The sequence below is a fragment of the Pseudomonas sp. PLMAX genome, assembly GCF_046042685.1.
GTDB classification, from domain to species: Bacteria; Pseudomonadota; Gammaproteobacteria; order Pseudomonadales; family Pseudomonadaceae; genus Aquipseudomonas; species Aquipseudomonas putida_AE.
In genome coordinates, this window is the sequence record NZ_CP064949.1 from 3,381,773 (window position 1) to 3,407,309 (window position 25,537).

The following is a 25,537-nucleotide window of genomic DNA, read 5'->3' on the forward strand; positions in this document are numbered from 1 at the left end:
CTGCGCAGTGGGTAAACCGGCATGGATGCCGGTTTAGCCGCGCTGGGCCAAGGATGGCCCATCGCGGCGGGCCCACGGAGCAGGACCGGAGCGAGGGCATGCCGAGCCTTAGCGAGGCACCGAACGTCAGGGGCAAGAGCCCTTGGTTACTTGGGGCTTTTCCAAGTGACTCGCCGTAAGGGCGAAACCATAAGTGGCCGTTACCGCAGGAATGGATATGTACTCGGTCAACAAATAATAGGTCGGCTGTCAGGCCGCCATCGCCAGCAGGCTGGCTCCCACAGTAGATCGGGTACGGCCGTGAGATACGGGGCGGTTGTGAGGACGCCATCGCTGGCAAGCCAGCTCCTACAGTGGATCCGGGGTGGCCGCGAGAGATGGACGGCTTTATCGGCAATTCGGGCGGGTTTTGTGACCGGTGGTCGATACACCCCGGCCTGCCCGGCAATTTGCGCTTAGCTGAAGGGATAACCCAAAGGCGCGCGTAGGTCGTTGATCGCCAAAGCGGCGCCACCTTCAGAACACCGTGAGTCTGAGGACCTGCGCAATGCTGACCCTGAATATCAATGGCAAGGATCAGGAGCTGGACGTCCCCGCGGACATGCCGCTGCTCTGGGTCCTGCGCGACGTCGCGCACCTGACCGGCACCAAGTTCGGCTGCGGCATGGCCCAGTGCGGCGCCTGCACCGTGCACATCGACGGCACGCCTTTGCGCTCTTGCATCACACCCGCCACGGCCGTGGCCCATGGACAGAAAATACTCACCATCGAAGGCCTGTCCACCGACGGTTCGCACCCGGTGCAACAGGCCTGGGCCGAACTCGATGTGGTGCAGTGCGGTTACTGCCAGTCCGGGCAGATCATGTCGGCCGCGGCCTTGCTGGCAAAGATCCCGCAACCGACCGACAGCGATATCGACCAGGCGCTGTCGGGCAACATCTGTCGTTGCGGCACCTATCCAAGAATCCGCGCCGCGGTCAAGCGCGCGGCGCAACTGGCTTGATGGCCATGAACAGCATCGATCCGCTGTCGCGTCGTGGCTTTCTCAAGGGCAGTGCCGTGCTGGGCGGCGGGCTGGTGGTAGCTTTTGTCATCCCCGGCGCCCATCGCTTTGCCCTGGGCGCGGAAAACCAGGGCAATGTGTTCGCCCCCAATGCCTTCCTGCGCATCGGCAATGACAATAGCGTCACCGTGTTGCTCGGTCATTCGGAAATGGGCCAGGGCATATGGACCGGGCTGACCATGTTGATTGCCGAAGAACTGGACGCCGATTGGTCGAAAATCCGCGTCGAACACTCACCGGCTTCAGCCGCCGACTATGGACTTGCCGGGTTCGGCGGCATGCAGATCACCGGCGGCTCGACCTCGACCTGGATGGAGTTCGACCGTTATCGCCAGGCCGGTGCGGCGGCGCGGTTGCTGCTGGTCGAGGCCGCGGCCAAGCGTTTCAACGTCGCACCCTCGGCGATACGCACCGAGTCGGGCGTGGTGTTTGCCGGCGACCAGCAGGCCACCTATGGCGAACTGGCCGATGACGCCGGCAAGTTGCCGGTGCCGGACCCGGCGTCGATCAAGCTCAAGGAGGCCAAGGACTGGAAGATCATTGGCAAACCTACCAAGCGCCTGGATACCCCGGAGAAAATCACCGGCCGCGCCAAGTTCGGCATGGACGTGCAGTTCGACGGCCTTATGACCGCGATGGTCGCTCGTTCGCCAGTGTTCGGTGGCAGCGTCAAATCCTTTGAAGGCGCCGAGGCGCTGGCGATACCCGGTGTGCACAAAGTGGTGCAGGTGCCGACCGGCGTGGCGGTGATCGCCGATCACTATTGGGCGGCGAAACTGGGGCGCGATGCGCTGCACGTCGAGTGGGACCTGGGGCCGAACAGCGGGCTCGACAGTGAGCAATTGCTCGAGGAGTTTCGCAAGCTCGCCGCCACCCCCGGGCTGCCCGCCAGTCAGGCGGGCGATGCCCAGGCCGCACTGGCCAAGGCGACCAAGACAATCGATGCCGAGTACAGCGTGCCCTACCTGGCCCATGCGCCGATGGAGCCGCTCAACTGCACGGTGAGCATCACCCAGGACAAATGCGAGATCTGGACCGGTACGCAGTTCCAGACCCTGGACCAGATGATCGCCGGCAAGATCACCGGGCTCAAACCCGAGCAGGTGCAAATCCACACCGAGTTCCTCGGCGGCGGTTTCGGCCGGCGAGCCAACCCGACTTCGGACTTTGTCGCCGAAGCGGTGCAGGTCGCCAAGGCCGTGGGCGGGCCGGTGAAAACCGTGTGGGCGCGAGAGGATGACATCCGTGGCGGCTATTACCGCTCGGCGTTCCTGCACCAGGCGCGGGTCGGCCTCGGTGCCGATGGCCTGCCGGTGGCGTGGCAGCATGTGCTGGTCGGGCAATCGATCATGGCCGGCACCTCGCTCGAAGCCGCCATGGTCAAGAACGGTATCGACAAGACGTCCGTGGAGGGCGTGGCGGACAGTCCCTATCTGCAAGGGTTGGCCAATCATCAGGTGGAGCTGCATTCGCCCAAGACCGGCATCAGCGTGTTGTGGCTGCGTTCGGTGGGACATACCCATACCGCCTTCGTCATGGAATCGCTGATTGACGAGCTGGCCGCAGCGGCCGGCAAGGACCCGGTGGAATATCGACGCACGTTGCTCAAGGCGCATCCGCGGCATCTGGGCGTATTGAACCTGGCGGTGGAGAAGGCCAACTGGAAGGCGCCGCTGCCCGATGGCCATGCCCTGGGCGTGGCGGTGCATGAGTCATTTGGCAGTTACGTGGCGCAGGTCGCCGAAGTGTCGCAGGACAACCTGGCGATCCGTGTGCACCGGGTGGTGTGCGCGGTGGATTGCGGGATCGCGGTCAATCCGCAAAGCATCGCGGCGCAAATGGAGTCGTGCATCGCCTTCGGCCTGGGCTTCACCTTACACAGCAAACTGACGATCAAGGACGGCAGGGTGGTGCAGTCCAACTACCACGATTACCAGGTGCTGCGGCTCAACGAGATGCCGGTGGTCGAAGTGCATATCCTGCCCAGCAGCGAGAAACCCGGTGGCATCGGCGAGACGGGTGTACCACCCACGGCGCCGGCGGTGGCCAACGCGGTGTACGCCCTGACCGGGCAACGCCTGCGTGAACTGCCGCTGCAGTTGTCGGGGGTGTGAAATGAAAAGTGATATGAAGCGACATCATTGGTTGCTCGGTTCGGTGCTTCTGGTTTGCCTGTTTATCTATGCGACAGAGTTGTTCGCCGAAGACCGGGAAGCCTTGAAGGCGTTCGATACCGTGCAGCAAGTCTTCCAGAGCCCGCGTTGCCAGAATTGCCACATCCCCGGCGATTCGCCGTTGCAGTTCGACGCCGGCCTACCCCACGCGATGAACGTCGTGCGTGGCATGGACGGCAAAGGCGCGGCGGGTCTGCCTTGCGCCAGTTGCCATGCGCAAGACAATCCGCCGGCCAGTTACGGCGCCCATGCACCACCGGGTGCGCCGCATTGGAGCCTGCCACCGGCGGCCCACAAGATGGCCTGGATCGGCCTGCCCCCGGACATGTTGTGCAGCATGATCAAGGACCGTGCGAGCAATGGCGACCGCGATTTCGCCGCGCTGATCAAGCATGTCAGCGAGGACAAGCTGGTGCTGTGGGGCTGGAATCCGGGTGGTAATCGCGCACCGGTGCCGGTTCCCCACGACATTTTTGTCACTCAATTCAAGCGCTGGGCGGACGCCGGTGGGCCGTGCCCGGTAACGGGAAGCTGACCAACGGCCCGCAGACAGGGAGTCAAACCCGGAATCGAGGACTCTAAACAACATACCCACCCATGGAGTATGTGATGCTGATCTCAGGCAAACCGCACAAACCCGGTGTACGTGCAGGGACGCCACAACAGGAGCGCGAGCTGCTGCGCGATCTGGCCCGCAAAGCCGAACAGGAGTTGATCGGCGTGCAGATGGCGAGCATGGATGAGCTGACACTGCTGCCCAACCGGCACGGTTTCATTGCCCTGGCTCAGTTGGGCCTGGAGGCCTGCCAGCAACTGGAGCGGCCGGCGACGCTGTTGTTCTTCAACCTTGATGAGTTCAAACGCATCAACTATCTGTTCGGCCGCACCGAGGGCGACAACGCGCTGAAGACCTTTGCCGACGTGCTGCGTATCGGCTTTCGGGAGAGCGATGTGGTCGGGCGGCTGGAGGGTTCCTCCTTCGTCGCCTTGCTCCTGGGATCCTCCTCGGTAGACGTCAGCGCAATCAGGGCGCGGCTTGAAGAAATGCTCGATGAGCGTAATGCCATGACGCATCGCGGGTATGACATTCGTTTCAGTATTGGGCAGATTGAGTTTGACCCGGCACTGCATGGTTCGGTCGAGGAGCTGTTGGAAGAGGCTGAAGAGGCGCTGGCTCGCTAGAGTTATGGTGTCTTTGCGGGCCTCTTCGCGAGCAAGCCCGCTCCCACAATTAATCGCATTTCAACTGGTTGAGCTCGGTCAAATGTGGGAGCGGGCTTGCTCGCGAAGGCGGTCGTGCAGACAACACTAATTGGCAAAAAGCTGCCCAATATCATTGAACGCCTTGAACTCCAGGGCATTGCTGCAGGGATCGAACAGAAACATCGTCGCCTGTTCGCCCACCAGCCCCTTGAGTCGTATCCCCGGCTCAATCACGAAACGAGTCCCCTGCGATTGCAACCGTTCGGCCAGCGCCTACTACTCCGACATTCCCAGTACCTACAGGTGTACATGATTCCATCGAGTAGGAGGCGGATTCACATCCGCCGTCCTCTCACACCACCGTACGTACGGTTCCGTATACGGCGGTTCAGGTTACACGGCTAAGCCGGTTTATCGTATCCAGTATCGAAACCAAACCGAGGCGATCCCACAGCTTCTTCGGCAGCGCCTGATTCATATGCGACGCTCCCGAGTTCCACCAAGGGCCCTGCCCATTGGACGCCGATCTACGAGCGCGTCCTTCGTCGATCCCCAGACGCATCAGGTTACGCGCCCTGGTTGAGGGCTGCTTCCATTGGCGCCAGAGGATGCAGCGCAGTTTGTGACGCACCCAACCGTCCAACTCCTCAAGGGGTCGCTTGCTTTGACTGAGCTTGAAGTAACCCGCCCAGCCGCGCAGTACAGGGTTAATCCGCTCGATGACGCTCGCCATCTTGCAGCCCTGCGCTCCGCGCAGCAGGTCTCTAAGCCGGTCGCGCAAGCGGCCCAGGCTCATCACAGCTACTCTCAGTCTCGGCTGCTGATGCCAGCTCATCCCGTAACCCAGGTAATCGCACCTCCAGGATCCGGCTACCCGGCTCTTGTCCCGATTCAGCGTCAATTTAAGGCGCTGGTTCAGGAACCGCTCCACGCCGGCCATCACTCGCTCGCCAGCACGGCGACTGCGCACATAAATGTTCGCATCGTCGGCATAGCGCACGAAGCGGTGACCCCGTCGTTCCAATTCGCGATCGAGTTCGTTGAGCAGGATGTTCGACAGCAACGGCGAGAGCGGGCCGCCTTGCGGCGTCCCTTCCTGCCGTCGGCTGGCAAGACCACCTGACATCGTCCCCGCTTCGAGGTAGCGACGGATCAGCGTGAGCACACGTTTGTCTTCGATTTGACGCTCGATGTAGGCCATCAATACATCGTGGTTGACCCGATCAAAGAACTTCTCCAGATCCAGTTCCACGCACCAGCGGTGACCCGCTGCCACGTGGGCACGGGCTGTTTCGATGGCTTGATGAGCGCTTCTGCCCGGACGAAAACCGTAGCTGTAGTCCGAGAACAACGGATCGAAGATCGGCGTGAGCTGTTGCAGCAGGGCCTGTTGGATCAGACGATCCACGACGCAGGGGATTCCCAGCTGTCTTGTTCCGCCTTTGGGTTTGGGGATGTCGACGGCGCGCACACCTTGCGGGTGATACTCGCCGGCCAGCAACCGAGTCTTGAGGATCGGCCAATACTGTTTCACGTAGCCCGCCAATTCGTCGACCGTCATGCCATCGGCACCCGGCGCGCCCTTGTTGCTGACTACGCGTTGATACGCACGTCTGAGGTTGGCCGGTGCAAGCACCCGCGCCATCAGCGTGTCCGGCTCCGCGTTCGTCCACGTCACAGACGCCGTCGATGCTTGCGCCCTGTCAGCCGTCATCCTCGGATACCGTCCGGGACCTGGGGTAACAGTTTCCTCTTGGAGAATATTCTGCGTTTCAGCATTCGACGAGACTCTGACGCCTACTGGCGGCATAACCTGTTCGGCCCTTGGTGGCATGGTTATTTGCCACTTACTACGGCCTCGGCTGACTTCTGCAGGTTCATCCCGTCGCCTCTCGACGCTCGGTAGCACAGTGGCAAACCTACAGATCTCCCAGGGTAATTCGCGCGACCTTCCTGCTTATGCCTGTCGGATATACGTCGCAGCGTTCCGTGCAAGTATTGGGCTTTGGCAATTATGGCTACCTTACCCCGCTGCACCGCCTCATCCGCTTCCTGTTCGTCAGGCCAGCATTTTGCCTCGGGCTTCCTTCAGATTCGCAGTCGCCCGCGACACCCTTGCCTCTGGCTAACACTTCCCCTTGCCGGGTGTGTAGAGGACTTTCACCTCCAAGTCACCAGCGAGGCCACCACAGCCAAGCTGGTTGCGCTTGCGCGCAACGCGCCATGCCTGGCGCACCATAAAAAAACCCGCCTGAAAAGGCGGGTTTTTTTGGCTAACCGAAGATCACTCTTCGAGGTTGCCCATGGCCGTGGTGTTGAAGCCACCGTCCACGTACATGATTTCGCCGCTGATGCCGGACGCCAGGTCCGAGCACAGGAAGGCGCCGGCGTTGCCGACTTCTTCGATGGTGACGTTGCGACGCAGCGGGGTTTGCGCTTCGTTGGCGGCCAGCATCTTGCGGAAGTTCTTGATGCCGGAAGCGGCGAGGGTGCGGATCGGGCCGGCCGATACGCAGTTCACGCGGGTGCCGTCCGGGCCCAGGGAGCCGGCCAGGTAACGTACGCCAGCTTCCAGGGAAGCCTTGGCCATGCCCATCACGTTGTAGTTCGGCATGGTACGCTCGGCGCCCAGGTACGACAGGGTCAGCAGGCTGCCGTTGCGGCCTTTCATCATTTCGCGGCCGGCCTTGGCCAGGGCCACGAAGCTGTAGGCGCTGATGTCGTGAGCGATGCGGAAACCTTCACGGGTGGTGGCTTCGGTGAAGTCGCCGTCCAGTTGGTCGCCCGGGGCGAAGCCCACGGAGTGCACGATGCAGTCCAGGCCGTCCCACTTCTTGCTCAGTGCTTCGAAGACCTTGGCGATTTCTTCATCGCTGGCCACGTCGCACGGGAAGCACAGCTCAGGGCTCGAACCCCAGCCCTGTGCGAATTCTTCGACACGACCCTTGAGTTTGTCGTTCTGATAAGTGAAGGCAAGCTCAGCGCCCTCGCGATGCATGGCGGCAGCGATGCCGGATGCGATGGACAGCTTGCTGGCGACACCGACGATCAGTACGCGCTTACCGGCGAGAAAACCCATGTGTTGCTCCTCTTTTCAGGTTATTGCGCAGTGGCTGGTGCCAAAAAGGCGGCTTCCAGCAACTGCTGTGTATACGGATGACGGGGGGCGGCAAAAATGCTTTGCGCGTCTCCCTGTTCGACCACTTGGCCATGCTTGACCACCATCAGCTGGTGGCTCAGCGCCTTGACGACAGCCAGGTCATGGCTGATAAACAGATACGTCAGGTTGTACTTGCTTTGCAGTGATCTTAAAAGTTCGACCACTTGGCGTTGCACGGTGCGGTCGAGGGCCGAAGTCGGCTCGTCCAGCAGTATCAACGCCGGTTTTAGCACCAGTGCCCGGGCAATGGCGATTCTCTGCCGTTGCCCGCCGGAAAATTCGTGGGGGTAGCGGTTCCGGGTTTCCGGGTCCAGGCCTACCTCCTTCAATGCTGCAATAATCGCCGCTTCCTGTTCCTCAGCGGTGCCCATCTTGTGAATCCGCAGGCCTTCGCCGACGATCTGGCTCACGCACATCCGTGGGCTCAAGCTGCCGAAGGGGTCCTGGAACACCACCTGCATCTCCCGCCGCAGCGGCCTGACCTGTTGCTGCGTCAGGCAGTCTAGCTGCTTGCCTTCAAAACGGATGCCGCCGGTACTGCCAATCAAGCGCAATATCGCCAGGCCCAGCGTCGACTTGCCGGAACCGCTTTCTCCCACAATCCCCAGGGTCTGGCCCTGGGGCAGGCTGAAATTGATGCCGTCGACCGCCTTGACGTAGTCCACGGTCTTTTTCAGCAGGCCTTTCTTGATCGGGAACCAGACTTTCAGGTCCTCGACCGCAAGCAACGGCGGGCCGACGACATTGGTTGCAGGCTTGCCGCTGGGCTCCGCTGCCAGCAGTTCCCGAGTGTACGGGTGCTGCGGCGCGCGGAACAATTCTTCGCACGATGCCTGTTCGACGATGCAACCGCGTTGCATGACACATACGCGATGCGCAATTCTTTTGACCAGGTTCAAATCGTGGCTGATCAGCAGCAGAGCCATGCCCAGGCGGGCCTGCAATTCCTTGAGCAATTCGAGGATTTTCAGCTGGACGGTCACGTCCAGCGCAGTGGTTGGCTCGTCGGCAATCAACAGTTCCGGCTCGTTGGCCAAGGCCATGGCGATCATCACCCGCTGGCGCTGGCCGCCGGACAATTCGTGGGGCAGGGCCTTGAGACGCTTTTCCGGCTCGGGAATGCCGACCATTTCCAGCAGCTCCAGGGTGCGCTTGGTCGCGACCTTGCCGACAAGGCCCTTGTGAATGCCGAGCACCTCGTTGATCTGCTTCTCGATCGAGTGCAGCGGATTGAGCGAGGTCATCGGCTCCTGGAAGATCATCGCGATCCGGTTGCCGCGGATATGGCGGATGGTTTTCTCTTTCAGCTCCAGCAGGTTCTGCCCGGCATATTCGATGGTCCCTGACGGGTGCCTGGCGAGCGGGTAGGGCAGCAGGCGCAGGATCGAATGCGCCGTCACCGATTTGCCGGAGCCGCTTTCACCCACCAGCGCCAGGGTTTCGCCACGCTTGATGTCGAAGCTGACCCCTTCGACCACCCGCTGGCAGCGCTCGCCAACGACAAACTCGACGGCCAGGTCGCGCACTTCGATCAGATTGTCCTGATTCATTTCACTTCCTCGGGTCGAAGGCATCGCGAGCGGACTCGCCGATGAACACCAGCAAACTCAACATCAACGCCAGCACGGCAAAGGCGCTCATGCCCAGCCAGGGCGCCTGCAGGTTGGACTTGCCCTGGGCGACCAGTTCACCCAATGAAGGGCTGCCGGCCGGCAAGCCGAAGCCGAGGAAATCCAGGGCGGTCAGGGTACCAATGGCGCCAGTCAAGATGAACGGCATGAAGGTCATGGTCGAGACCATGGCGTTGGGCAGGATGTGGCGGAACATGATCGCACCATTCTGCATGCCCAGCGCCCGCGCCGCACGCACGTATTCGAGGTTGCGCCCGCGCAGGAACTCGGCACGCACCACGTCCACCAGGCTCATCCAGGAAAACAGCAGCATGATCCCCAGCAGCCACCAGAAGTTCGGCTGGACGAAGCTGGCGAGAATGATCAGCAGATACAGCACCGGCAAGCCCGACCAGATCTCGAGGAAGCGCTGCCCGGCCAGGTCCACCCAGCCGCCGTAGAAACCCTGCAGCGCCCCGGCAATCACGCCAATCAGCGAGCTGAGCAGGGTCAGCGTCAGGGCGAACAACACGGAAATCCGGAAGCCGTAGATCACCCGGGCCAGCACATCGCGGCCCTGGTCATCGGTGCCCAGCAGGTTGTCGGTCGAGGGGGGCGCGGGGGCCGGGACTTTCAGGTCGTAGTTGATGCTCTGGTAGCTGTAGGGAATCGGCGCCCACAGCACCCAGGCGTCCTTGGCCTTGAGCAGTTCACGGATGTACGGGCTCTTGTAGTTGGCCTCCAGCGGGAACTCGCCGCCGAAGGTGGTTTCCGGGTAGCGCTTGAGCGCCGGGAAGTACCAGCCGTTGTCGTAGTGCACCACCAGCGGTTTGTCGTTGGCGATCAACTCGGCGCCGAGGCTGGCGCCGAACAGGATCAGGAACAGCCACAGTGACCACCAGCCGCGTTTGTTGGCCTTGAACAGCTCGAAGCGCCGGCGATTGAGAGGGGACAGGTTCATCTCAATGCTCCCGGCTTTCGAAGTCGATGCGCGGATCGACAAAGGTGTAGGTGAGGTCGCCGATCAGCTTCACCACCAGCCCCAGCAGGGTGAAGATGAACAGCGTGCCGAAGACCACCGGGTAATCGCGGTTGATCGCCGCTTCGAAACTCATCAGGCCGAGGCCGTCGAGGGAGAAGATCACTTCCACCAGCAAGGAGCCTGTGAAGAAGATGCCGATGAACGCCGAGGGGAAACCGGCGATCACCAGCAGCATGGCGTTGCGAAACACATGGCCATAGAGCACGCGGTGATTGGTCAGGCCCTTGGCCTTGGCGGTGACCACGTACTGCTTGTTGATTTCATCGAGGAAGCTGTTCTTGGTCAGCAGGGTCATGGTCGCGAAGTTGCCGATCACCAGGGCGGTCACGGGCAGTGCCAGGTGCCAGAAGTAATCGAGGATCTTGCCGCCCATGCTCAGTTCGTCAAAGTTGTTTGAGGTCAGCCCGCGCAACGGGAACCAGTCCAGATAACTGCCACCGGCAAACACCACGATCAGCAGGATGGCGAACAGGAACGCCGGGATCGCGTAGCCGACGATGATCGCCGAGCTGGTCCAGACGTCGAAGTGACTGCCGTGCCGCGTGGCCTTGGCGATCCCCAGCGGGATCGACACCAGGTACATGATCAGGGTGCTCCACAGCCCGAGTGAAATCGACACCGGCATCTTTTCCTTGATCAGGTCGATGACCTTGGCATCGCGGAAGAAGCTGTCGCCGAAATCCAGCGACGCGTAGTTCTTGACCATGATCCACAAGCGTTCCGGCGCCGATTTGTCGAAGCCGTACATGTGCTCGATTTCCTTGATCAGCGCCGGGTCCAGGCCTTGCGCGCCACGATAGGTCGAACCTGCGACCGACACTTCGGCACCACCGCCGGCAATGCGGCTGGTGGCGCCTTCGAAGCCTTCGAGCTTGGCGATCATCTGTTCCACCGGCCCACCGGGGGCGGCCTGGATGATCACGAAGTTGATCAGCAAAATGCCGAACAGGGTCGGGATGATCAGCAGCAGTCGCCGAAAAATATACGCCAGCATCTGATTACTCCGTGCCCGCAGGGTCGGCTTGCAATTTGGTTTCGATCTCTATGGCCGGTTTCGCATCGGGCTTGATCCACCAGGTGTTGATGCCGATGTCATATTTAGGCGAGACCTTGGGGTGGCCGATGTGGTTCCAGTAGGCCACGCGCCAGGTCTTGATGTGCCAGTTGGGTATCACGTAATAGCCCCATTGCAGCACGCGGTCCAGTGCGCGGGCGTGGGCCACCAGGCTGCGGCGCGAGTCGGCGTTGATCAATTGCTCGACCAGCTGGTCCACCACCGGGTCCTTGAGGCCCATGGAGTTGCGGCTGCCGGGCTTGTCGGCGGCCGCGGTCATCCAGAACTCGCGCTGTTCGTTGCCCGGTGAGTTGGACTGCGGGAAGCTGCCGACGATCATGTCGAAGTCCCGCGAGCGCACGCGGTTGACGTACTGCGAAACGTCGACCCGGCGGATCACCAGCTCGATGCCCAGGTCGCTCAGGTTACGCTTGAACGGTAGCAGCACCCGTTCGAATTCGGTCTGGGCCAGGAGGAATTCGATGCTCACCGGTTTGCCGTTGGCATCGACCATCTTGTCGTCGACGATGCGCCAGCCGGCCTCCTGCAGCAACTGGTAGGCCTTGCGTTGCTGGGTGCGGATCATGCCGCTGGCGTCGGTCACCGGGTTGGCGAACGCCTCGCTGAACACCTGCTCGGGAATCTTGCCGCGAAAGGGGTCCAAAATCGCCAGCTGATCGGCGTCCGGCAGCCCGGTGGCGGCCATTTCCGAGTTCTCGAAATAGCTGCGGGTGCGTGCGTAGGCACTGTTGAACAACTGCTTGTTGGTCCATTCGAAGTCCAGCAGCAGGGTCAGGGCCTGGCGCACCCGCACGTCCTGGAACACAGGGCGGCGCAGGTTGAAGACGAAACCCTGCATGCCGGTGGGATTGCCGTTGGGGATCTGTTCCTTGATCAGCCGGCCTTCGGTCACCGCCGGGATGTTGTAGGCATTGGCCCAGTTCTTCGCGGTCATCTCCAGCCAGTAATCGAACTGCCCGGCCTTCAGGGCTTCCAGGGCCACGGTGTTGTCGCGGTAGTAGTCGGTGGTCATCACGTCGAAGTTGTAGAAGCCGCGGTTGATCGGCAGGTCCTTGCCCCAGTAGTCCTTGACCCGCTCATAGCGCACCGAGCGCCCGGCCTTCACTTCGGTGACCTTGTACGGGCCGCTGCCCAGCGGCACTTCCAGGTTGCCCTTGTTGAAGTCGCGGCTGGCCCACCAATGCTTGGGCAGCACCGGCAACTGGCCGAGGATCAGCGGCAGTTCGCGGTTGTTGCTGTGCTTGAACTTGAACAGCACGGTCAGCGGATCTTCGGCGACCACGTCGGCGACGTCGCTGTAGTAGCCGCGGTACATCGGCGCGCCGTCCTTGACCAGGGTCTGGAAGCTGAACACCACGTCTTCGGCGCGCACCGGATGGCCGTCATGGAAACGTGCTTCGGGCCGCAGGTAGAAACGCACCCAGTCGTTGTCCGGGGCTTTTTCGATCTTGCCGGCGATCAGGCCATATTCAGTGAAGGGTTCATCCAGGCTCTGCCTGGCCAGGGTGTCGTAGATCAGGTCGATGTCGTTGGCTGACACGCCCTTGCTGATGAACGGGTTGAGGCTGTCGAAACCGCCGAACCCGGCCTGGCGGAATTTCCCGCCCTTGGGTGCGTCCGGGTCGACGTAATCGAAGTGTTTGAAGTCGGCCGGGTATTTCGGCGGCTCGTTGTACAGGGTCAGGGCATGTTGCGGGGCGGCGAAGGCCCACCCTGCGAACAACAGGGCGCTGGCCTGCACGAGCAGGGCGCTTGCGAATTTCATCGATCTTTCTCCGAAGATTTCAGCCACCACGCGCTCAGGCCCAGGGTGTAGGGCGGCGTCGTGACGAAGGCCAACCGGTTGCGGTAGGCCAGGCGGTGATAATTGAGGTACCAGTTGGGAATGATGTAGTGCTGCCACAGCAATACCCGGTCGAGGGCTTTGCCGGCGGCGACCTGTTCGTCACGGTTCTTGGCCGCGAGCAGTTGATCGAGCAGATGATCGACCACCGGATTGGCGATGCCCGCGTAGTTCTTGCTGCCCTTGACCCCGACCTGGCTGGAGTGAAAATACTGCCATTGCTCGAGGCCCGGGCTGAGGGTCTGGTTGAGGGTCATCAGGATCATGTCGAAATCGAACTGGTCGAGGCGCTGTTTGTACTGGGCGCGATCGACCGTGCGCAACCTGGCGTCGATGCCGATGCTGGTGAGGTTCTCGACGTAGGGCTGGAGGATGCGTTCCAGGTTCGGGTTGACCAGCAGGATCTCCAGGCGCAAGGGTTGCCCGGCCGCGTTCTGCAAGCGCTGGCCATTGAGCTTCCAGCCGGCCTCGGCCAGCAGGCTCAGGGCCTTGCGCATGGTTTCCCGGGGGATGCCCCGGCCCTGGGTCTGCGGCAGGCTGAAAGGCTCGGTGAACAGCCTGGCCGGCAGTTGCTCGCGATACGGTTTGAGCAACAGCCATTCATGGCCGACCGGCAGCCCGCTGGCGGAGAACTCGCTGTTGGGGTAGTAGCTCATGGCGCGTTTGTAGGCGCCACTGAACAGGGTGCGGTTGGTCCACTCGAAGTCGAACATCAGGCCGAGTGCTTCGCGAACCCGGGGCTCGGCGAAGGTCGGGCGGCGGCTGTTGATGAACAGGCCCTGGGTCTGGGTCGGGATCTGGTGCGGGATCTGCGCCTTGATCACCTCGCCTCGACGGATCGCCGGAAAACCGTAGCCGGTGGCCCAGTTTTTCGCCTGGTGTTCGATGTAGATATCGAACTCGCCAGCCTTGAACGCTTCGAACGCGACGTCGCTGTCACGGTAGAACTCGACTTCCATGCGATCGACATTGTACTTGCCGCGGTTGACCGGCAGGTCCTTGCCCCAGTAGTCCTTAACCCGCTCGAACACGATCTGGCGCCCAGGGTTGACCGCGGTGATGCGATACGGCCCGCTGCCCAGCGGCGGTTCGAAGGTGGTCGCCTTGAAGTCGCGACCTTTCCAGTAATGCTGCGGCAACACCGGCAACTCCCCCAGGCGCAGGATCAGCAAGGGATTGCCGGCACGCTTGAAAACGAAACGAATGCGCTGCGGATTGAGGATGTCGACCCGCAACACCTCCTGCAGGTTGGTGCGGTATTGCGGATGACCTTCCTTGAGCAGCAGGCGGTAGGAGAATGCCACGTCATAGGCGGTGATCGGCGTGCCGTCGTGGAAGCGTGCCTCGGGGCGCAGGTTGAAGACCACCCAGCTGCGATCCTCGCTGTATTCCACCGACTGGGCGATCAGGCCGTAACTGGAGGTCGGCTCGTCCCCGGACGGCGCGTATTGGCCGGTGCCGACCATCAGCGGCTCGTTCAACTCGTTGATGCCGTATTGCAGGAAATTCGGCGTGGTCACCGGGCTGGTGCCCTTGAAGGTGTAGGGGTTGAGCGTATCGAAGGTGCCAAATGCCATGACCCGCAACGTACCGCCCTTGGGCGCTTGCGGGTTGACCCAGTCGAAGTGGGTAAATCTGGCCGGGTACTTGAGCGTGCCGAACTGCGCATAACCATGGCTTTCGCTGATCGTCGCGCTTGCGGTGGAGCTCAAGGCCAGGCTGATCAGGAGCGGGAGGAGGGGACGCTTCAAATAAGGAATCCGATCCGGGCGGCTTGGGCATTGTGGATCGTACAGTAACAGCTTGTATGGACAGGAAAAAGACGGCGGCCTCACAGCCGCCCCAGTCTCTCGCGACTGTACCCCGATCTACTGTAGGAGCCGGCTTGCCGGCGATGGTCGTTAACGATTACGCCTATTTACAGGTTAACCGCGTTGATCGTTGGTTTTTCGCTGGCAAGCCAGCTCCTACAGAGGTTTGCTGAAACATGCGGACAAAAAAAGCCCCTGAATTCAGGGGCTCATTTTTAGTGCGGGTTGGAAACCGTCAGCATCTGCCCAGGCTTCAACGCCTGGCCAACACGAGGATTCCAGCGCTTGAGGTGCTGCATTTCAACGTTGAAGCGCTTGGCCACCATGTACAGCGAGTCGCCTTGCTGAACCTTGTACTGGGACTGCGGCTTCTCGGTCCTGGATTTTGACTTGGCCGCGACCACGGTGTTGATGCGTCCGGAGTTACGCTTGCCGGTGTCTTGCATGACCAGCGTCTGGCCCGGCTTGAGATTCTTGCCGCTCAGCTTGTTCCAGCGTTGCAGGTCCTTGACGTTGACATTGTTGGCCTTGGCAATGGAGCCCAGGTTGTCGCCGCGCTTGACCCGGTAGCTGCGCTTGGCGCTCGCCAGTTGCGTATTGTCCGAGCCTTCGAAAACCGGTTTGAGCTGCTTCTTGCTGATCAACTCGTCAGGGCGCATGGTCTGCAGGCTGGTGGTCAGCAGCTGTGCCTTGGAAGTCGGTACCAGCAAGTGCTGCGGGCCGTCGATGGTGGTGCGCTGCTTGAAGGCCGGGTTGAGCTGGAACAGCTCGTCTTCGTCGATGTTGGCCACCGCGGCGACCTTGGACAGGTCCATGCGCTGGTTGATTTCGACGACCTGGAAATACGGTTCGTTGGCGATCGGGTTGAGGTTCACGCCGTAGGCATCCGGCGCCATGACCACCTGCGACAGTGCCAGCAACTTCGGCACGTAGGCCTGGGTTTCGGCGGGCAGCGGCAGGTTCCAGTAGTCGGTTGGCAGGCCGAGTCGCTCGTTGCGTTCGATGGCACGGCTGACCGTGCCTTCGCCGGCGTTGTAGGCGGCCAGGGCCAGCAGCCAGTCGCCATTGAACATGTCGTGCAGGCGGGTCAGGTAGTCCATGGCCGCCGTGGTCGAGGCGGTGATGTCGCGTCGGCCATCGTAAAAACGGGTCTGGCGCAGGTTGAAGTAACGCCCGGTGGAGGGAATGAACTGCCACAGGCCGACCGCATTGGCCCGGGAATAGGCCATCGGGTTGTAGGCGCTTTCGATCACTGGCAGCAGCGCCAGCTCCAGGGGCATGTTGCGCTCTTCAAGGCGTTCGACGATGTAATGGATGTACAGGCTGCCGCGGTCGCCGGCGTTTTCGAGGAACGATGGATTGCTGGCGAACCACAGGCGCTGTTGCTCGATGCGCGGGTTGACGCCCAGGCCGTCCTGCAGCTGGAAGCCCTGGCGCATGCGCTCCCAGACATCCTGCGGGATTTGCGGGGTCGGCTTTTCGGTGAGGAAGACGGGCTTCTGCTTGGCGCGCGCGGCAATGTTCGGCGTGTGCGCCGCATCGGTCTGCGGCGCATGGCTGGAACAGCCTGCCAATGTCGCGGACACAGCCACCGCTATGGCTTGCGCCAGGCGGGTGAGGGTGTCCGAATTGATGGCTTTGCGTATAGATGACGACATTGGCTGGAAGTAAGTTCCGGGCAAAAATGTCGGGCGATTCTAGAAAGCGCACCCTCTGCGGTCAACCTTTCAGAGTTTTTGGACTATCGTGCAAACAGCTCAGAATGTATCTTTCCAGGCTCTTAGCGCAGCAAAAACCATATCGGGCGCGGAGTTATCGGTGCCGGTCCGTTCATCCGCTTTTTCTTTAACGGATGTTTCACCGGTGCGTAAAAACGGATTTGTACGTTTTTCCAGGGCCACCGTGGACGGCAATGTCATGACCCCCGCTTCCCGCTGGCGGGTCACGCTGGCCAGGCGTTCGAGGGTGTCGGCGTTGCCGGGTTCGACAGCGGCAGCGAAGCGCAGATTGCTCAGGGTGTACTCATGGGTGCAGTAGACCTTCGTTTCCCCGGGCAGGGCGGCGAGGCGCGACAGCGAGCTGTACATCTGCTTGGGCGTGCCTTCGAACAGACGCCCGCACCCGGCGGCGAAGAGGGTGTCGCCACAAAACAGCAGGCCGGGGTAATAATAGGCAATGTGCCCCAGGGTATGGCCCGGAACGGCGATGATATCGAAATCAAGGCCCAGTACGCTGATGCGATCGTTGTCCTTGAGCGCAACATTGCGCGCCGGGATGTTTTCGCTGGCCGGACCGTAGACCGTTGCGTCCGTCGCTTTCTTCAGCGCTTCGACTCCGCCGACATGGTCATGGTGGTGGTGAGTGATCAGAATATCGCTCAGGACCCATTGCGGATTGTCCTTGAGCCAGGCCTGTACTGGCGCGGCATCGCCCGGATCGACCACCGCACAGCGGTGGGTGCGAGGGTCTTGTAACAACCAGATGTAGTTGTCGGTGAAGGCGGGCAGGGCAGTGATCTGTATCATCGTCGGATTCGCCAAGCTGGAAACAATGGCGCATCTTAGAACTTCCTGGCGCGTTGGAGAATGCAATGACCGATAAAGCGTTCGCTCAGGCTGATCCTGACTGGCTGGCGTTGATCAGCGCAGCCCGTGAGTGGCTGTCCGGCCCCCTCGGCCAATTCCTGCTGGATGAAGAACGGCGCATGCTCGAAGACGAGCTGGGGCGCTTCTTCGGTGGCTACCTGGTGCATTACGGGCCATCGGCCCAGACGCCGCCCTCGGCGCCGCAGGTGCAGCGCAACGTGCGCCTGGGTGCGCCGTTGCCCGGGGTCGAGATCGTCTGCGAGGAACAGGCCTGGCCGCTGAGCGAGCATGCCGCCGATGTGGTGGTGCTGCAGCATGGGCTGGATTTCTGCCTCTCGCCCCATGGTTTGCTGCGCGAGGCAGCGAGCAGCGTGCGGCCCGGCGGGCATTTGCTGATCGTCGGCATCAACCCCTGGAGTACGTGGGGGCTGCGCCATGTGTTTGCCCATGATGGCTTGCGCAAAGCCCGCTGCATTTCCCCCTCGCGGGTGGCTGACTGGCTCAACCTGCTGGGCTTCGCGCTGGAGAAACGCCGCTTCGGGTGCTATCGTCCGCCGCTGGCTTCGCCCACCTGGCAGACCCGTCTGGCCGGTTGGGAACGCAAGGCCGGTGACTGGCAACTGGGCGGTGGTGGCTTCTATTTATTGGTGGCGCGCAAGATCGTGGTCGGCCTGCGGCCGGTCCGCCAGGAGCGCCGCGAGCCGATGGGCAAGCTGATCCCGTTGCCGATGGCCAAGGTCAACCGGCGCAACATCGAACCGTGATACTTCCTTTTTTCCGGCCGGGGGTGACCCCGGTCCTGGGCGTCGTCGATCATCGATTGGCGGGCCACTGCATTTTCTGGATAGATTGGCATGAGCGATAGCGTAGAACTCTTCACCGACGGCGCCTGCAAGGGCAACCCTGGCCCTGGCGGCTGGGGCGCATTGCTGGTGTGCAAGGGGGTCGAGAAGGAACTGTGGGGCGGCGAAGCCAACACCACCAATAACCGCATGGAACTGATGGGCGCGATTCGCGGCCTGGAAGAGCTCAAGCGTTCCTGCGACGTGTTGCTGGTGACCGACTCCCAGTACGTGATGAAAGGCATCAACGAGTGGATGGCCAACTGGAAAAAACGCGGCTGGAAAACCGCAGCGAAAGAGCCGGTCAAGAACGCCGACCTGTGGAAGCTGCTCGACGAGCAGGTCAATCGCCATAACGTCACCTGGAAATGGGTGCGCGGACACATTGGCCATCACGGCAACGAACGGGCCGACCAACTGGCCAACCGTGGCGTGGATGAAGTGCGCGGGTTCAAGCAAGCCTGACTGCAATCCCCTGTAGGAGCTGCCGCAGGCTGCGATCTTTTGATCTTGATTTTTTGGATCGCAGAAAATCAAGAGCCAGATCAAAGATCGCAGCCTGCGGCAGCTCCCCTACATTGACCGTATTCACGGCGCAAACCTTGAGCGTGGTAGTATCCGCGCTTTTGCACGATTGACCGATTGAGAGCTGAGCACCCGATGGCCACCAGATCCGTTGTACTCGATACCGAAACCACCGGCATGCCGGTGACCGACGGCCACCGGATTATCGAAATCGGTTGTGTCGAGTTGATCGGCCGGCGCCTGACCGGCCGGCATTTTCACGTGTACCTGCAACCGGATCGCGAAAGTGACGAAGGCGCCATCGGCGTCCACGGCATCACCAACGAGTTCCTGGTGGGCAAGCCGCGTTTCGCCGAGGTGGCCGAAGAGTTCTTCGAGTTCATCAAGGGTGCGCAGCTGATCATCCATAACGCGGCGTTCGACGTTGGCTTCATCAACAACGAATTTGCCCTGATGGGCCAGCACGATCGTGCGGACATCACCCAGCACTGCTCGATCCTCGATACCCTGATGATGGCCCGGGAACGTCACCCGGGGCAGCGCAACAGCCTCGATGCCTTGTGCAAGCGCTATGGCGTCGACAACTCCGGCCGTGAGCTGCACGGCGCCTTGCTCGACTCCGAGATCCTGGCTGACGTCTACCTGACCATGACCGGCGGCCAGACCAGCCTGTCCCTGGCGGGCAATGCCTCGGATGGCAATGGCTCCGGCGAGGGTGCGGACAACTCCGCCACGGAAATCCGCCGCCTGCCGGCCAGCCGCCAGCCGACGCGGATCATTCGCGCCAGCGAAGAAGATTTGGCCCAGCATATGGCGCGGCTGGAAATCATCAGTAAATCTGCTGGTGGGCCGGCGCTTTGGTTGCAGTTGGCTGAGGCTGAGACCGAGGCTTCGGTGTAGGTCTGTTTAAAGATCGCAGCCTCGTTTCACTCGACAGCTCCTACAGGTGAAATGAGGCTGTGATCTTTTGATCTTAAACAAGATCTGACGACCCATTTCAGTGCATCGCACTCGCCACATCCGCTCCAACCCTCTACCCTGAGGTGATTGGCAGTCTCTGGCCTGCCGCCTCAGGACACTGAGCACCATGTATAAAGATCTGAAATTCCCGGTCCTGATCGTCCATCGCGACATCAAGGCCGACACCGTCGCTGGCGATCGCGTGCGGGGGATCGCCCGGGAACTGGAGCAGGAAGGTTTCAGTATCGTCTCGGCGATGGATTACACCGAAGGCCGGCTGGTTGCCTCGACCCATCACGGCCTCTCCTGCATGCTGATAGCAGCGGAAGACGCCAGCGCTCATTCGCACTTGTTACAAAATATGGCCGAGTTGATCGGGCTGGCGCGGGTGCGTGCCCCGGATCTGCCCATTTTCGCCTTGGGTGAGCAAGTAACCCTGGAAAACGCGCCGGCCGACGCCATGGCCGAGCTCAATCAGTTACGCGGCATTCTCTACCTATTCGAAGACACCGTGCCTTTCCTCGCCCGCCAGGTGGCGCGGGCCGCGCGCAAGTACCTGGATGGCTTGCTGCCGCCGTTCTTCAAGGCGTTGGTGCAACACACCGCCGATTCCAACTATTCCTGGCACACCCCCGGTCATGGCGGCGGGGTGGCGTATCACAAAAGCCCGGTAGGGCAGGCGTTCCACCAGTTCTTCGGGGAAAACACCCTGCGTTCGGATTTATCGGTATCGGTGCCGGAACTGGGCTCGCTACTGGATCACACAGGGCCCCTGGCAGAGGCGGAGGCGCGTGCGGCGCGTAACTTCGGCGCCGATCACACCTTCTTCGTGATCAATGGCACCTCGACCGCGAACAAGATCGTCTGGCACTCCATGGTCGCGCGCGACGATCTGGTGCTGGTGGACCGCAATTGCCATAAGTCGGTGCTGCATTCGATCATCATGACCGGTGCCATCCCGCTGTACCTGTGCCCGGAGCGCAATGAGCTGGGGATCATCGGCCCGATTCCGCTGAGCGAATTCAGCCGCGAATCGATCCAGTCCAAGATCGACGCCAGTCCGTTGACCCGGGGCAGGGCGCCGAAGGTCAAGCTGGCGGTGGTGACCAACTCGACCTACGACGGCCTCTGCTACAACGCCGAGCTGATCAAGCAGCAGTTGGGCAACAGTGTCGAGGTGTTGCACTTTGACGAGGCCTGGTACGCCTACGCGGCGTTCCATGAATTCTTCGCCGGGCGCTACGGCATGGGTACTTCCCGCAGTGAAGACAGTCCGCTGGTGTTCACCACCCATTCCACGCACAAGCTGCTGGCAGCCTTCAGCCAGGCGTCGATGATTCATGTGCAGGACGGTGGCGCCCGGCAGCTGGACCGCGATCGTTTCAACGAAGCTTTCATGATGCACATCTCCACGTCGCCGCAGTACGGCATCATCGCTTCGCTGGATGTGGCGTCGGCGATGATGGAGGGCGGGGCCGGGCGTTCGCTGTTGCAGGAAATGTTCGACGAGGCCCTGAGTTTTCGCCGGGCGCTGGCCAATTTGCGCCAGCACATCGCCGCCGACGATTGGTGGTTTTCCATCTGGCAGCCGCCGTCGGTGGAAGGCATCGACCGGGTGGTGACCGAGGACTGGCTGCTGCAACCGGGGGATGACTGGCACGGCTTTGGCGAGGTGAGCGACGATTATGTCCTGCTCGATCCGATCAAGGTCAGCCTGGTGATGCCGGGCCTGACCGCGGGCGGTGCGCTTAGCGAACGCGGAATCCCGGCGGCGGTAGTCAGCAAGTTTCTCTGGGAGCGCGGGCTGGTGGTCGAAAAGACCGGGCTGTATTCGTTCCTGGTGCTGTTCTCGATGGGCATCACCAAGGGCAAGTGGAGCACGCTGCTCACAGAATTGCTGGAGTTCAAGCGCAGCTACGACGCCAACGTCAGTCTGGCCAGTTGCCTGCCCTGTGTGGCCCAGCAGCACGGCGCGCGCTATCTGGGCATGGGCTTGCGTGACCTGTGCGATCAGCTGCACGCCTGTTACCGCAGCAATGCCACGGCCAAACATCTCAAGCGCATGTACACGGTACTGCCGCAAATCGCCATGAAGCCGGCGGACGCCTATGATCATCTGGTGCGTGGCGAAGTTGAAGCGGTGTCGATCGATGCCCTGGAAGGGCGTATCGCTGCCGTCATGCTGGTGCCGTACCCGCCGGGCATTCCGTTGATCATGCCCGGCGAACGATTTACCGAAGCGACCCGCTCGATCATCGACTACCTGGCGTTTGCTCGCACGTTCGACAGCAGCTTCCCGGGTTTCGTCGCAGACGTGCATGGATTGCAACACGAAGACGAGGGCAATGGACGGCACTACACCGTCGATTGCATCAAGGAATGAGGACCTTTCCCAGTATGCAACCGGTCATGAATCCGAATTACCCAGGGCTGTCGGTGCGCGTCGCCGACGAGGGCTTTGCCGCTTATATCTGGGGCAGTGATTTCAGTTTTGAAGTCGCCGCCTACGGTGCTCCCGAAATAGGCCAGCCGGTGGAGCAGTGGCGGGTCACGCCGATCATCCCGTATCGCAAGTGCTATGGCATCGATCCGGAGGAGTTCAGCAGCTTTCGCGATGCCGCCGACAGTGCGATCTTCATGGCGTACCTGGACGATGAGCCTGTGGGCCACCTGGTGATCAGCACCAACTGGAACGGCTTTGCCCACATCGACGAACTGGCGGTGCACGCACCGGCCAGGCGCCACGGCGTGGCCAAGGCGTTGCTGGATGTCGCGCAGTTCTGGAGTCGCAAGAAAAAACTGCCGGGCATCATGCTCGAAACCCAGAACAATAACCTGGGCGCCTGCCGGCTTTACGAGCGTTGCGGGTACGTGATCGGCGGTATCGACCATCTGCGTTATCGCGGCATTGACCCCAATACCGCCGAAGTGGCGCTGTTCTGGTACCGATTCTTCGACAACCCGCTGGAACACCCGATCAGCTCGCCAACATCGCCGCGGCTTGTTCCGTGATGATCGCCAGCAACGCCTGAATGGCCGGCCCGGGCTCGCCGTTCTTCAGGGTCAAGGCGTAGAGGCTGACCGGCACGGCCGGTGCCAGCGGGCAGACATCGAGCCCGGCCCCTTTGGCGCCGAGGGCGGTAAAGGGGTCGACAATGGCCAAGCCTTCACCGGCCTCGACCATGCTGCGCATCATCTGGTGAGTCTGCACCCGGGTTTGTATGACCGGCGCCGGCCGCAGCGCATGCAGTTTGTGTTCAAGCGCCGGGCTGAGCGGGTCATGTCCTTCCAGGCCCACCATTGCCTGACCGGCCAGGTCCTGCAGCGAGATGTACTTCTGCTTGGGTTGCAGCCAGCCGTGGGGGGCGAGCAGCTGCAGCTTGCCTTGGGCGATCGATTGACAATGAATATCGGCATGCTCGGGATCGTGCAGGCTCAGGCCGAGGTCGCTTTCGCGCAGCAACAGGCTTCGGACGATATCGCGGGTGGGTTGGCTCAGGAGCGTGCAGGGCGCGTCGGGCAGGCGGCGGCGCAGGGCGGCGATGCTTTGCGGCAACAAGTGCTGGGCCAGGGGCGGGGTGCAGATGATGCGCAGCGGCGGGGCCAGGTATTGCCGCAGGCTGTTGGCCAGGCGTTGCACCGGTTCGAGGGCATCGTAGAGGCGGGTGATTTCGATCTGCAACTCCCGCGCCTCACGCGTGGCCTGCAAACGCCCGCGAACGCTGGCGAACAGCATGAAACCCAACTGATCCTCGGCGTCGCGCAGGATGCGTTCGACTTCGGCCACCGGCAACTGCAGCCATTCGGCGGCGGTGCCCAGGTGACCGGTCTGCAGGAGCGCCTGGATCACTTCGATATGGCGTAAGCGCATGCGTGAAGTCCACGTTCAGCAGGTGAGGAGTCATTGACTGAATCCTAACCCAAGTCTGCGCATCTGCCTTCTGCTCATAACACCGGGTTATGAAACGACGTTTACCGGTTCGCGGGTGATGGTCACGCCCGATTGCACCAGCATGAATTCGTTTTCATCGAGCTTGTTCACGCGATCGCCAATGGCCAGCTTGTACGTGGTGACAGGCGTCGAGCCTGCGTAGCCGTCTGCCGGCGGGGTGGATTCCTGGAACTCATGTACGGAATAAATGCGGCCTTCCGCGTCTCTTGCATGGAACTGACCGACGAGTACTGCTGCCATCTGCTTAGAACCTCTGGAGATAAATCACTCAATGTGCGGTGGATAGACCGCCACTGAGCACGGTAAGTTTTCCTACGTAAAAAAAATATAATCAGGACGCAGATATACCCATGTTCATTGGTCGAACCGTCGCCTGATCATCTATAACTACAGGCTCCTCCCACGGACAATCGAGAGTCTTCCATGAGCAATGTCTATAACGTCGCCGTAGTGGTCGGCAGCCTGCGCAAAGCATCGATCAACCGCAAGGTCGCCCTCGCGCTAGCGGATCTGGCGCCGGCCAACCTCAAGCTGGAAATCGTCGAAATCGGTGATTTGCCACTGTACAACGAAGACATCGATGGTGCTTCACCGCCGGCAGCCTACAGTACTTTCCGACAACAAGTCAGTTCATCCGACGCAGTGCTGTTCGTCACCCCGGAATACAACCGTTCGGTGCCGGCCCCGTTGAAAAATGCCATCGACGTGGGTTCGCGGCCTTATGGCAAGAGTGCCTGGAGTGGCAAGCCGGGTGCGGTGATCAGTGTTTCCCCGGGTGCGGTCGGTGGATTCGGCGCCAATCACAACTTGCGCCAGTCCATGGTGTTTCTCGATGTGCCATTGATGCAGCAGCCTGAAGCCTACCTGGGCGGCGCCGGTTCCGCGTTCGACGAGGCGGGCAACCTGTCCGAATCCGTCAGGCCGTTCCTGCAGAAATTCATCGATGCCTACGGCAAGTGGGTTGAACAGCACAAGAAGCTTTGATGCTTTGGATTACGTAGCGCTGGCCAGTCGGCCACAGATCAGCGTTTCCATTTCCGACAACCATGCGGCGGTTTGCGCCGCCGCAGGTTGTGCGGTAACGCAATAACGCCGTCCGCCCCAGGCCATGATGACCCACGCATCGATGGTTGTCTGTGAGGGCTGAACAGGCAAGTCGCTACAGGCGGCGAGCGCTTCGCCCCATTTGCGTGACAGTTCTTCGAACACCCTTCGATGATGTTTTGGCTCGGCGATCTGGTGTTCGATGAGCGAAACGGCATGGTTGAACAGGGGCTGGCGCTCGTCGACGGGATTGCAGGTCATGTAGATCAGGCGTTTGATCCGGGTCGGCCAGTCCAGGTCATTGGCTTGTACCACCGATTCATCCATGTGCTGTAACAGGGCATCCAGTTGATGCCGTATGTAACCGGACAGCAGCGCCTCCTTGCTCGGGAAATAGTCGTACAGCGTGCCAACCGCAACGCCTGCTTCCAGTGCCACTTCCCGGGTGGTCAGACCGGCCCAGCCATTTCTTTGCCAAATCCGAACAAAAGCCTGGTAAATCGCTTCGACGGTGAAAATCGCCCGGGCCTGACTCGGCCGTTTCAGCGGTTTTGCCCGGGGATTGACGGCGGGCTCGCCGCCCTTGGAGTTTCCGAACCCGCTCTTCATTGGCTGCCATTACTCTGGTGCTACCCGCCACGTTTGCGC

At 61.3% G+C, this 25,537-nt stretch carries 23 protein-coding genes and 1 pseudogene; 10 read left to right on the plus strand and 14 right to left on the minus strand.

The window, feature by feature from the left end; genetic code table 11:
• The first annotated feature begins 547 nt into the window (after positions 1-547).
• From DKB71_RS15690 to DKB71_RS15705, 4 genes are all read left to right on the plus strand, one after another.
• Positions 548-1,003, plus strand: coding sequence for a (2Fe-2S)-binding protein (locus DKB71_RS15690; protein ID WP_323626558.1), 456 nt, complete (start codon positions 548-550; stop codon positions 1,001-1,003).
• A 5-nt stretch (positions 1,004-1,008) separates the two neighbouring features.
• Entirely contained in the window at positions 1,009-3,177 is a 2,169-nt protein-coding gene (locus DKB71_RS15695) for a xanthine dehydrogenase family protein molybdopterin-binding subunit (RefSeq protein WP_323605958.1), read from the plus strand.
• Positions 3,178-3,190: 13 nt separating this feature from the next.
• Positions 3,191-3,772 (plus strand): hypothetical protein, encoded by a 582-nt coding sequence (locus tag DKB71_RS15700; protein ID WP_323626560.1) that lies wholly within the window; start codon positions 3,191-3,193, stop codon positions 3,770-3,772.
• Between the two features lie 74 nt (positions 3,773-3,846).
• On the plus strand, positions 3,847-4,419 hold the full coding sequence (locus tag DKB71_RS15705) for a GGDEF domain-containing protein (protein WP_408600976.1): 573 nt from the start codon (positions 3,847-3,849) through the stop codon (positions 4,417-4,419).
• A 126-nt stretch (positions 4,420-4,545) separates the two neighbouring features.
• Here the strand turns inward: DKB71_RS15705 and DKB71_RS15710 are convergent.
• From DKB71_RS15710 to gloB, 10 genes and pseudogenes are all read right to left on the minus strand, one after another.
• Positions 4,546-4,713 (minus strand): annotated as a pseudogene (locus DKB71_RS15710) (glyoxalase); the annotation flags it as partial.
• A gap of 115 nt (positions 4,714-4,828) precedes the next feature.
• The gene (gene ltrA / locus DKB71_RS15715; protein WP_408598746.1) at positions 4,829-6,250 is read right to left on the minus strand and encodes a group II intron reverse transcriptase/maturase; all 1,422 of its coding nucleotides are present in this window, start codon (positions 6,248-6,250) and stop codon (positions 4,829-4,831) included.
• A gap of 474 nt (positions 6,251-6,724) precedes the next feature.
• Positions 6,725-7,519 carry an enoyl-ACP reductase FabI gene (gene fabI / locus DKB71_RS15720; protein ID WP_025213267.1) on the minus strand — a complete coding sequence of 265 codons (795 nt, stop codon included), beginning with the start codon at positions 7,517-7,519 and terminating at the stop codon, positions 6,725-6,727.
• 20 nt (positions 7,520-7,539) lie between these two features.
• The gene (locus DKB71_RS15725) at positions 7,540-9,150 is read right to left on the minus strand and encodes an ABC transporter ATP-binding protein (RefSeq protein WP_323626562.1); all 1,611 of its coding nucleotides are present in this window, start codon (positions 9,148-9,150) and stop codon (positions 7,540-7,542) included.
• A gap of 1 nt (position 9,151) precedes the next feature.
• Positions 9,152-10,171, minus strand: coding sequence for an ABC transporter permease (locus DKB71_RS15730; protein ID WP_274077016.1), 1,020 nt, complete (start codon positions 10,169-10,171; stop codon positions 9,152-9,154).
• A 1-nt stretch (position 10,172) separates the two neighbouring features.
• A complete protein-coding gene (locus DKB71_RS15735) occupies positions 10,173-11,246 on the minus strand; it encodes a microcin C ABC transporter permease YejB (RefSeq protein WP_323605954.1) in 1,074 nt (357 codons plus the stop codon).
• Positions 11,247-11,250: 4 nt separating this feature from the next.
• Positions 11,251-13,092: an extracellular solute-binding protein gene (locus tag DKB71_RS15740; RefSeq protein WP_408600977.1), complete on the minus strand. Its 1,842-nt coding sequence runs from the start codon at positions 13,090-13,092 to the stop codon at positions 11,251-11,253.
• On the minus strand, positions 13,089-14,897 hold the full coding sequence (locus tag DKB71_RS15745) for an extracellular solute-binding protein (protein ID WP_408601107.1): 1,809 nt from the start codon (positions 14,895-14,897) through the stop codon (positions 13,089-13,091). Before DKB71_RS15745 ends, DKB71_RS15740 begins: the two co-directional genes overlap by 4 nt.
• A 299-nt stretch (positions 14,898-15,196) precedes the next feature.
• The gene (locus tag DKB71_RS15750) at positions 15,197-16,639 is read right to left on the minus strand and encodes a LysM peptidoglycan-binding domain-containing protein (RefSeq protein WP_274077013.1); all 1,443 of its coding nucleotides are present in this window, start codon (positions 16,637-16,639) and stop codon (positions 15,197-15,199) included.
• A gap of 99 nt (positions 16,640-16,738) precedes the next feature.
• On the minus strand, positions 16,739-17,506 hold the full coding sequence (gene gloB / locus DKB71_RS15755; protein ID WP_323626564.1) for a hydroxyacylglutathione hydrolase: 768 nt from the start codon (positions 17,504-17,506) through the stop codon (positions 16,739-16,741).
• A 65-nt stretch (positions 17,507-17,571) separates the two neighbouring features.
• On the opposite strand from gloB, the gene DKB71_RS15760 reads away from it, so the two are divergent.
• Positions 17,572-18,330: a class I SAM-dependent methyltransferase gene (locus DKB71_RS15760; RefSeq protein ID WP_274077011.1), complete on the plus strand. Its 759-nt coding sequence runs from the start codon at positions 17,572-17,574 to the stop codon at positions 18,328-18,330.
• A 90-nt stretch (positions 18,331-18,420) separates the two neighbouring features.
• Positions 18,421-18,873: a ribonuclease HI gene (gene rnhA / locus DKB71_RS15765; RefSeq protein WP_008062270.1), complete on the plus strand. Its 453-nt coding sequence runs from the start codon at positions 18,421-18,423 to the stop codon at positions 18,871-18,873.
• On the opposite strand, the gene DKB71_RS15770 is transcribed toward rnhA, so the two are convergent.
• Positions 18,860-19,000, minus strand: coding sequence for a hypothetical protein (locus DKB71_RS15770; RefSeq protein ID WP_408600979.1), 141 nt, complete (start codon positions 18,998-19,000; stop codon positions 18,860-18,862). The genes rnhA and DKB71_RS15770 overlap by 14 nt on opposite strands.
• Before the next feature lie 68 nt (positions 19,001-19,068).
• On the opposite strand from DKB71_RS15770, the gene dnaQ reads away from it, so the two are divergent.
• The 3 genes from dnaQ (at position 19,069) to DKB71_RS15785 (ending at position 22,905) form a co-directional block, all read left to right on the plus strand.
• Positions 19,069-19,833: a DNA polymerase III subunit epsilon gene (dnaQ, locus tag DKB71_RS15775; RefSeq protein WP_408600980.1), complete on the plus strand. Its 765-nt coding sequence runs from the start codon at positions 19,069-19,071 to the stop codon at positions 19,831-19,833.
• Positions 19,834-20,020: 187 nt separating this feature from the next.
• On the plus strand, positions 20,021-22,276 hold the full coding sequence (locus tag DKB71_RS15780; protein ID WP_323605852.1) for an Orn/Lys/Arg decarboxylase N-terminal domain-containing protein: 2,256 nt from the start codon (positions 20,021-20,023) through the stop codon (positions 22,274-22,276).
• Positions 22,277-22,290: 14 nt separating this feature from the next.
• The gene (locus tag DKB71_RS15785; RefSeq protein ID WP_274077008.1) at positions 22,291-22,905 is read left to right on the plus strand and encodes a GNAT family N-acetyltransferase; all 615 of its coding nucleotides are present in this window, start codon (positions 22,291-22,293) and stop codon (positions 22,903-22,905) included.
• Here the strand turns inward: DKB71_RS15785 and DKB71_RS15790 are convergent.
• A complete protein-coding gene (locus tag DKB71_RS15790; RefSeq protein WP_408600981.1) occupies positions 22,871-23,764 on the minus strand; it encodes a LysR substrate-binding domain-containing protein in 894 nt (297 codons plus the stop codon). The two genes, DKB71_RS15785 and DKB71_RS15790, sit on opposite strands and share 35 nt — an antisense overlap.
• Before the next feature lie 87 nt (positions 23,765-23,851).
• The gene (locus tag DKB71_RS15795) at positions 23,852-24,085 is read right to left on the minus strand and encodes a hypothetical protein (protein WP_274077006.1); all 234 of its coding nucleotides are present in this window, start codon (positions 24,083-24,085) and stop codon (positions 23,852-23,854) included.
• A 183-nt stretch (positions 24,086-24,268) separates the two neighbouring features.
• On the opposite strand from DKB71_RS15795, the gene DKB71_RS15800 reads away from it, so the two are divergent.
• Positions 24,269-24,829 carry an NADPH-dependent FMN reductase gene (locus DKB71_RS15800; protein WP_274077005.1) on the plus strand — a complete coding sequence of 187 codons (561 nt, stop codon included), beginning with the start codon at positions 24,269-24,271 and terminating at the stop codon, positions 24,827-24,829.
• Positions 24,830-24,838: 9 nt separating this feature from the next.
• On the opposite strand, the gene DKB71_RS15805 is transcribed toward DKB71_RS15800, so the two are convergent.
• Positions 24,839-25,498, minus strand: coding sequence for a TetR/AcrR family transcriptional regulator (locus DKB71_RS15805; RefSeq protein ID WP_408600982.1), 660 nt, complete (start codon positions 25,496-25,498; stop codon positions 24,839-24,841).
• Positions 25,499-25,537 lie beyond the last annotated feature (39 nt).

Bases quoted from the DNA above. Each gene is read 5' to 3' on its own strand.
- DKB71_RS15690 (WP_323626558.1), top strand. From the start codon at position 548: ATGCTGACCCTGAATATCAATGGCAAGGATCAGGAGCTGGACGTCCCC.
- DKB71_RS15695 (WP_323605958.1), top strand. From the start codon at position 1,009: ATGAACAGCATCGATCCGCTGTCGCGTCGTGGCTTTCTCAAGGGCAGT.
- DKB71_RS15700 (WP_323626560.1), top strand. From the start codon at position 3,191: ATGAAGCGACATCATTGGTTGCTCGGTTCGGTGCTTCTGGTTTGCCTG.
- DKB71_RS15705 (WP_408600976.1), top strand. From the start codon at position 3,847: ATGCTGATCTCAGGCAAACCGCACAAACCCGGTGTACGTGCAGGGACG.
- ltrA (WP_408598746.1), bottom strand. From the start codon at position 6,250: ATGCCGCCAGTAGGCGTCAGAGTCTCGTCGAATGCTGAAACGCAGAAT.
- fabI (WP_025213267.1), bottom strand. From the start codon at position 7,519: ATGGGTTTTCTCGCCGGTAAGCGCGTACTGATCGTCGGTGTCGCCAGC.
- DKB71_RS15725 (WP_323626562.1), bottom strand. From the start codon at position 9,150: ATGAATCAGGACAATCTGATCGAAGTGCGCGACCTGGCCGTCGAGTTT.
- DKB71_RS15730 (WP_274077016.1), bottom strand. From the start codon at position 10,171: ATGAACCTGTCCCCTCTCAATCGCCGGCGCTTCGAGCTGTTCAAGGCC.
- DKB71_RS15735 (WP_323605954.1), bottom strand. From the start codon at position 11,246: ATGCTGGCGTATATTTTTCGGCGACTGCTGCTGATCATCCCGACCCTG.
- DKB71_RS15740 (WP_408600977.1), bottom strand. From the start codon at position 13,092: ATGAAATTCGCAAGCGCCCTGCTCGTGCAGGCCAGCGCCCTGTTGTTC.
- DKB71_RS15750 (WP_274077013.1), bottom strand. From the start codon at position 16,639: ATGTCGTCATCTATACGCAAAGCCATCAATTCGGACACCCTCACCCGC.
- gloB (WP_323626564.1), bottom strand. From the start codon at position 17,506: ATGATACAGATCACTGCCCTGCCCGCCTTCACCGACAACTACATCTGG.
- DKB71_RS15760 (WP_274077011.1), top strand. From the start codon at position 17,572: ATGACCGATAAAGCGTTCGCTCAGGCTGATCCTGACTGGCTGGCGTTG.
- rnhA (WP_008062270.1), top strand. From the start codon at position 18,421: ATGAGCGATAGCGTAGAACTCTTCACCGACGGCGCCTGCAAGGGCAAC.
- dnaQ (WP_408600980.1), top strand. From the start codon at position 19,069: ATGGCCACCAGATCCGTTGTACTCGATACCGAAACCACCGGCATGCCG.
- DKB71_RS15780 (WP_323605852.1), top strand. From the start codon at position 20,021: ATGTATAAAGATCTGAAATTCCCGGTCCTGATCGTCCATCGCGACATC.
- DKB71_RS15785 (WP_274077008.1), top strand. From the start codon at position 22,291: ATGCAACCGGTCATGAATCCGAATTACCCAGGGCTGTCGGTGCGCGTC.
- DKB71_RS15790 (WP_408600981.1), bottom strand. From the start codon at position 23,764: ATGCGCTTACGCCATATCGAAGTGATCCAGGCGCTCCTGCAGACCGGT.
- DKB71_RS15795 (WP_274077006.1), bottom strand. From the start codon at position 24,085: ATGGCAGCAGTACTCGTCGGTCAGTTCCATGCAAGAGACGCGGAAGGC.
- DKB71_RS15800 (WP_274077005.1), top strand. From the start codon at position 24,269: ATGAGCAATGTCTATAACGTCGCCGTAGTGGTCGGCAGCCTGCGCAAA.
- DKB71_RS15805 (WP_408600982.1), bottom strand. From the start codon at position 25,498: ATGAAGAGCGGGTTCGGAAACTCCAAGGGCGGCGAGCCCGCCGTCAAT.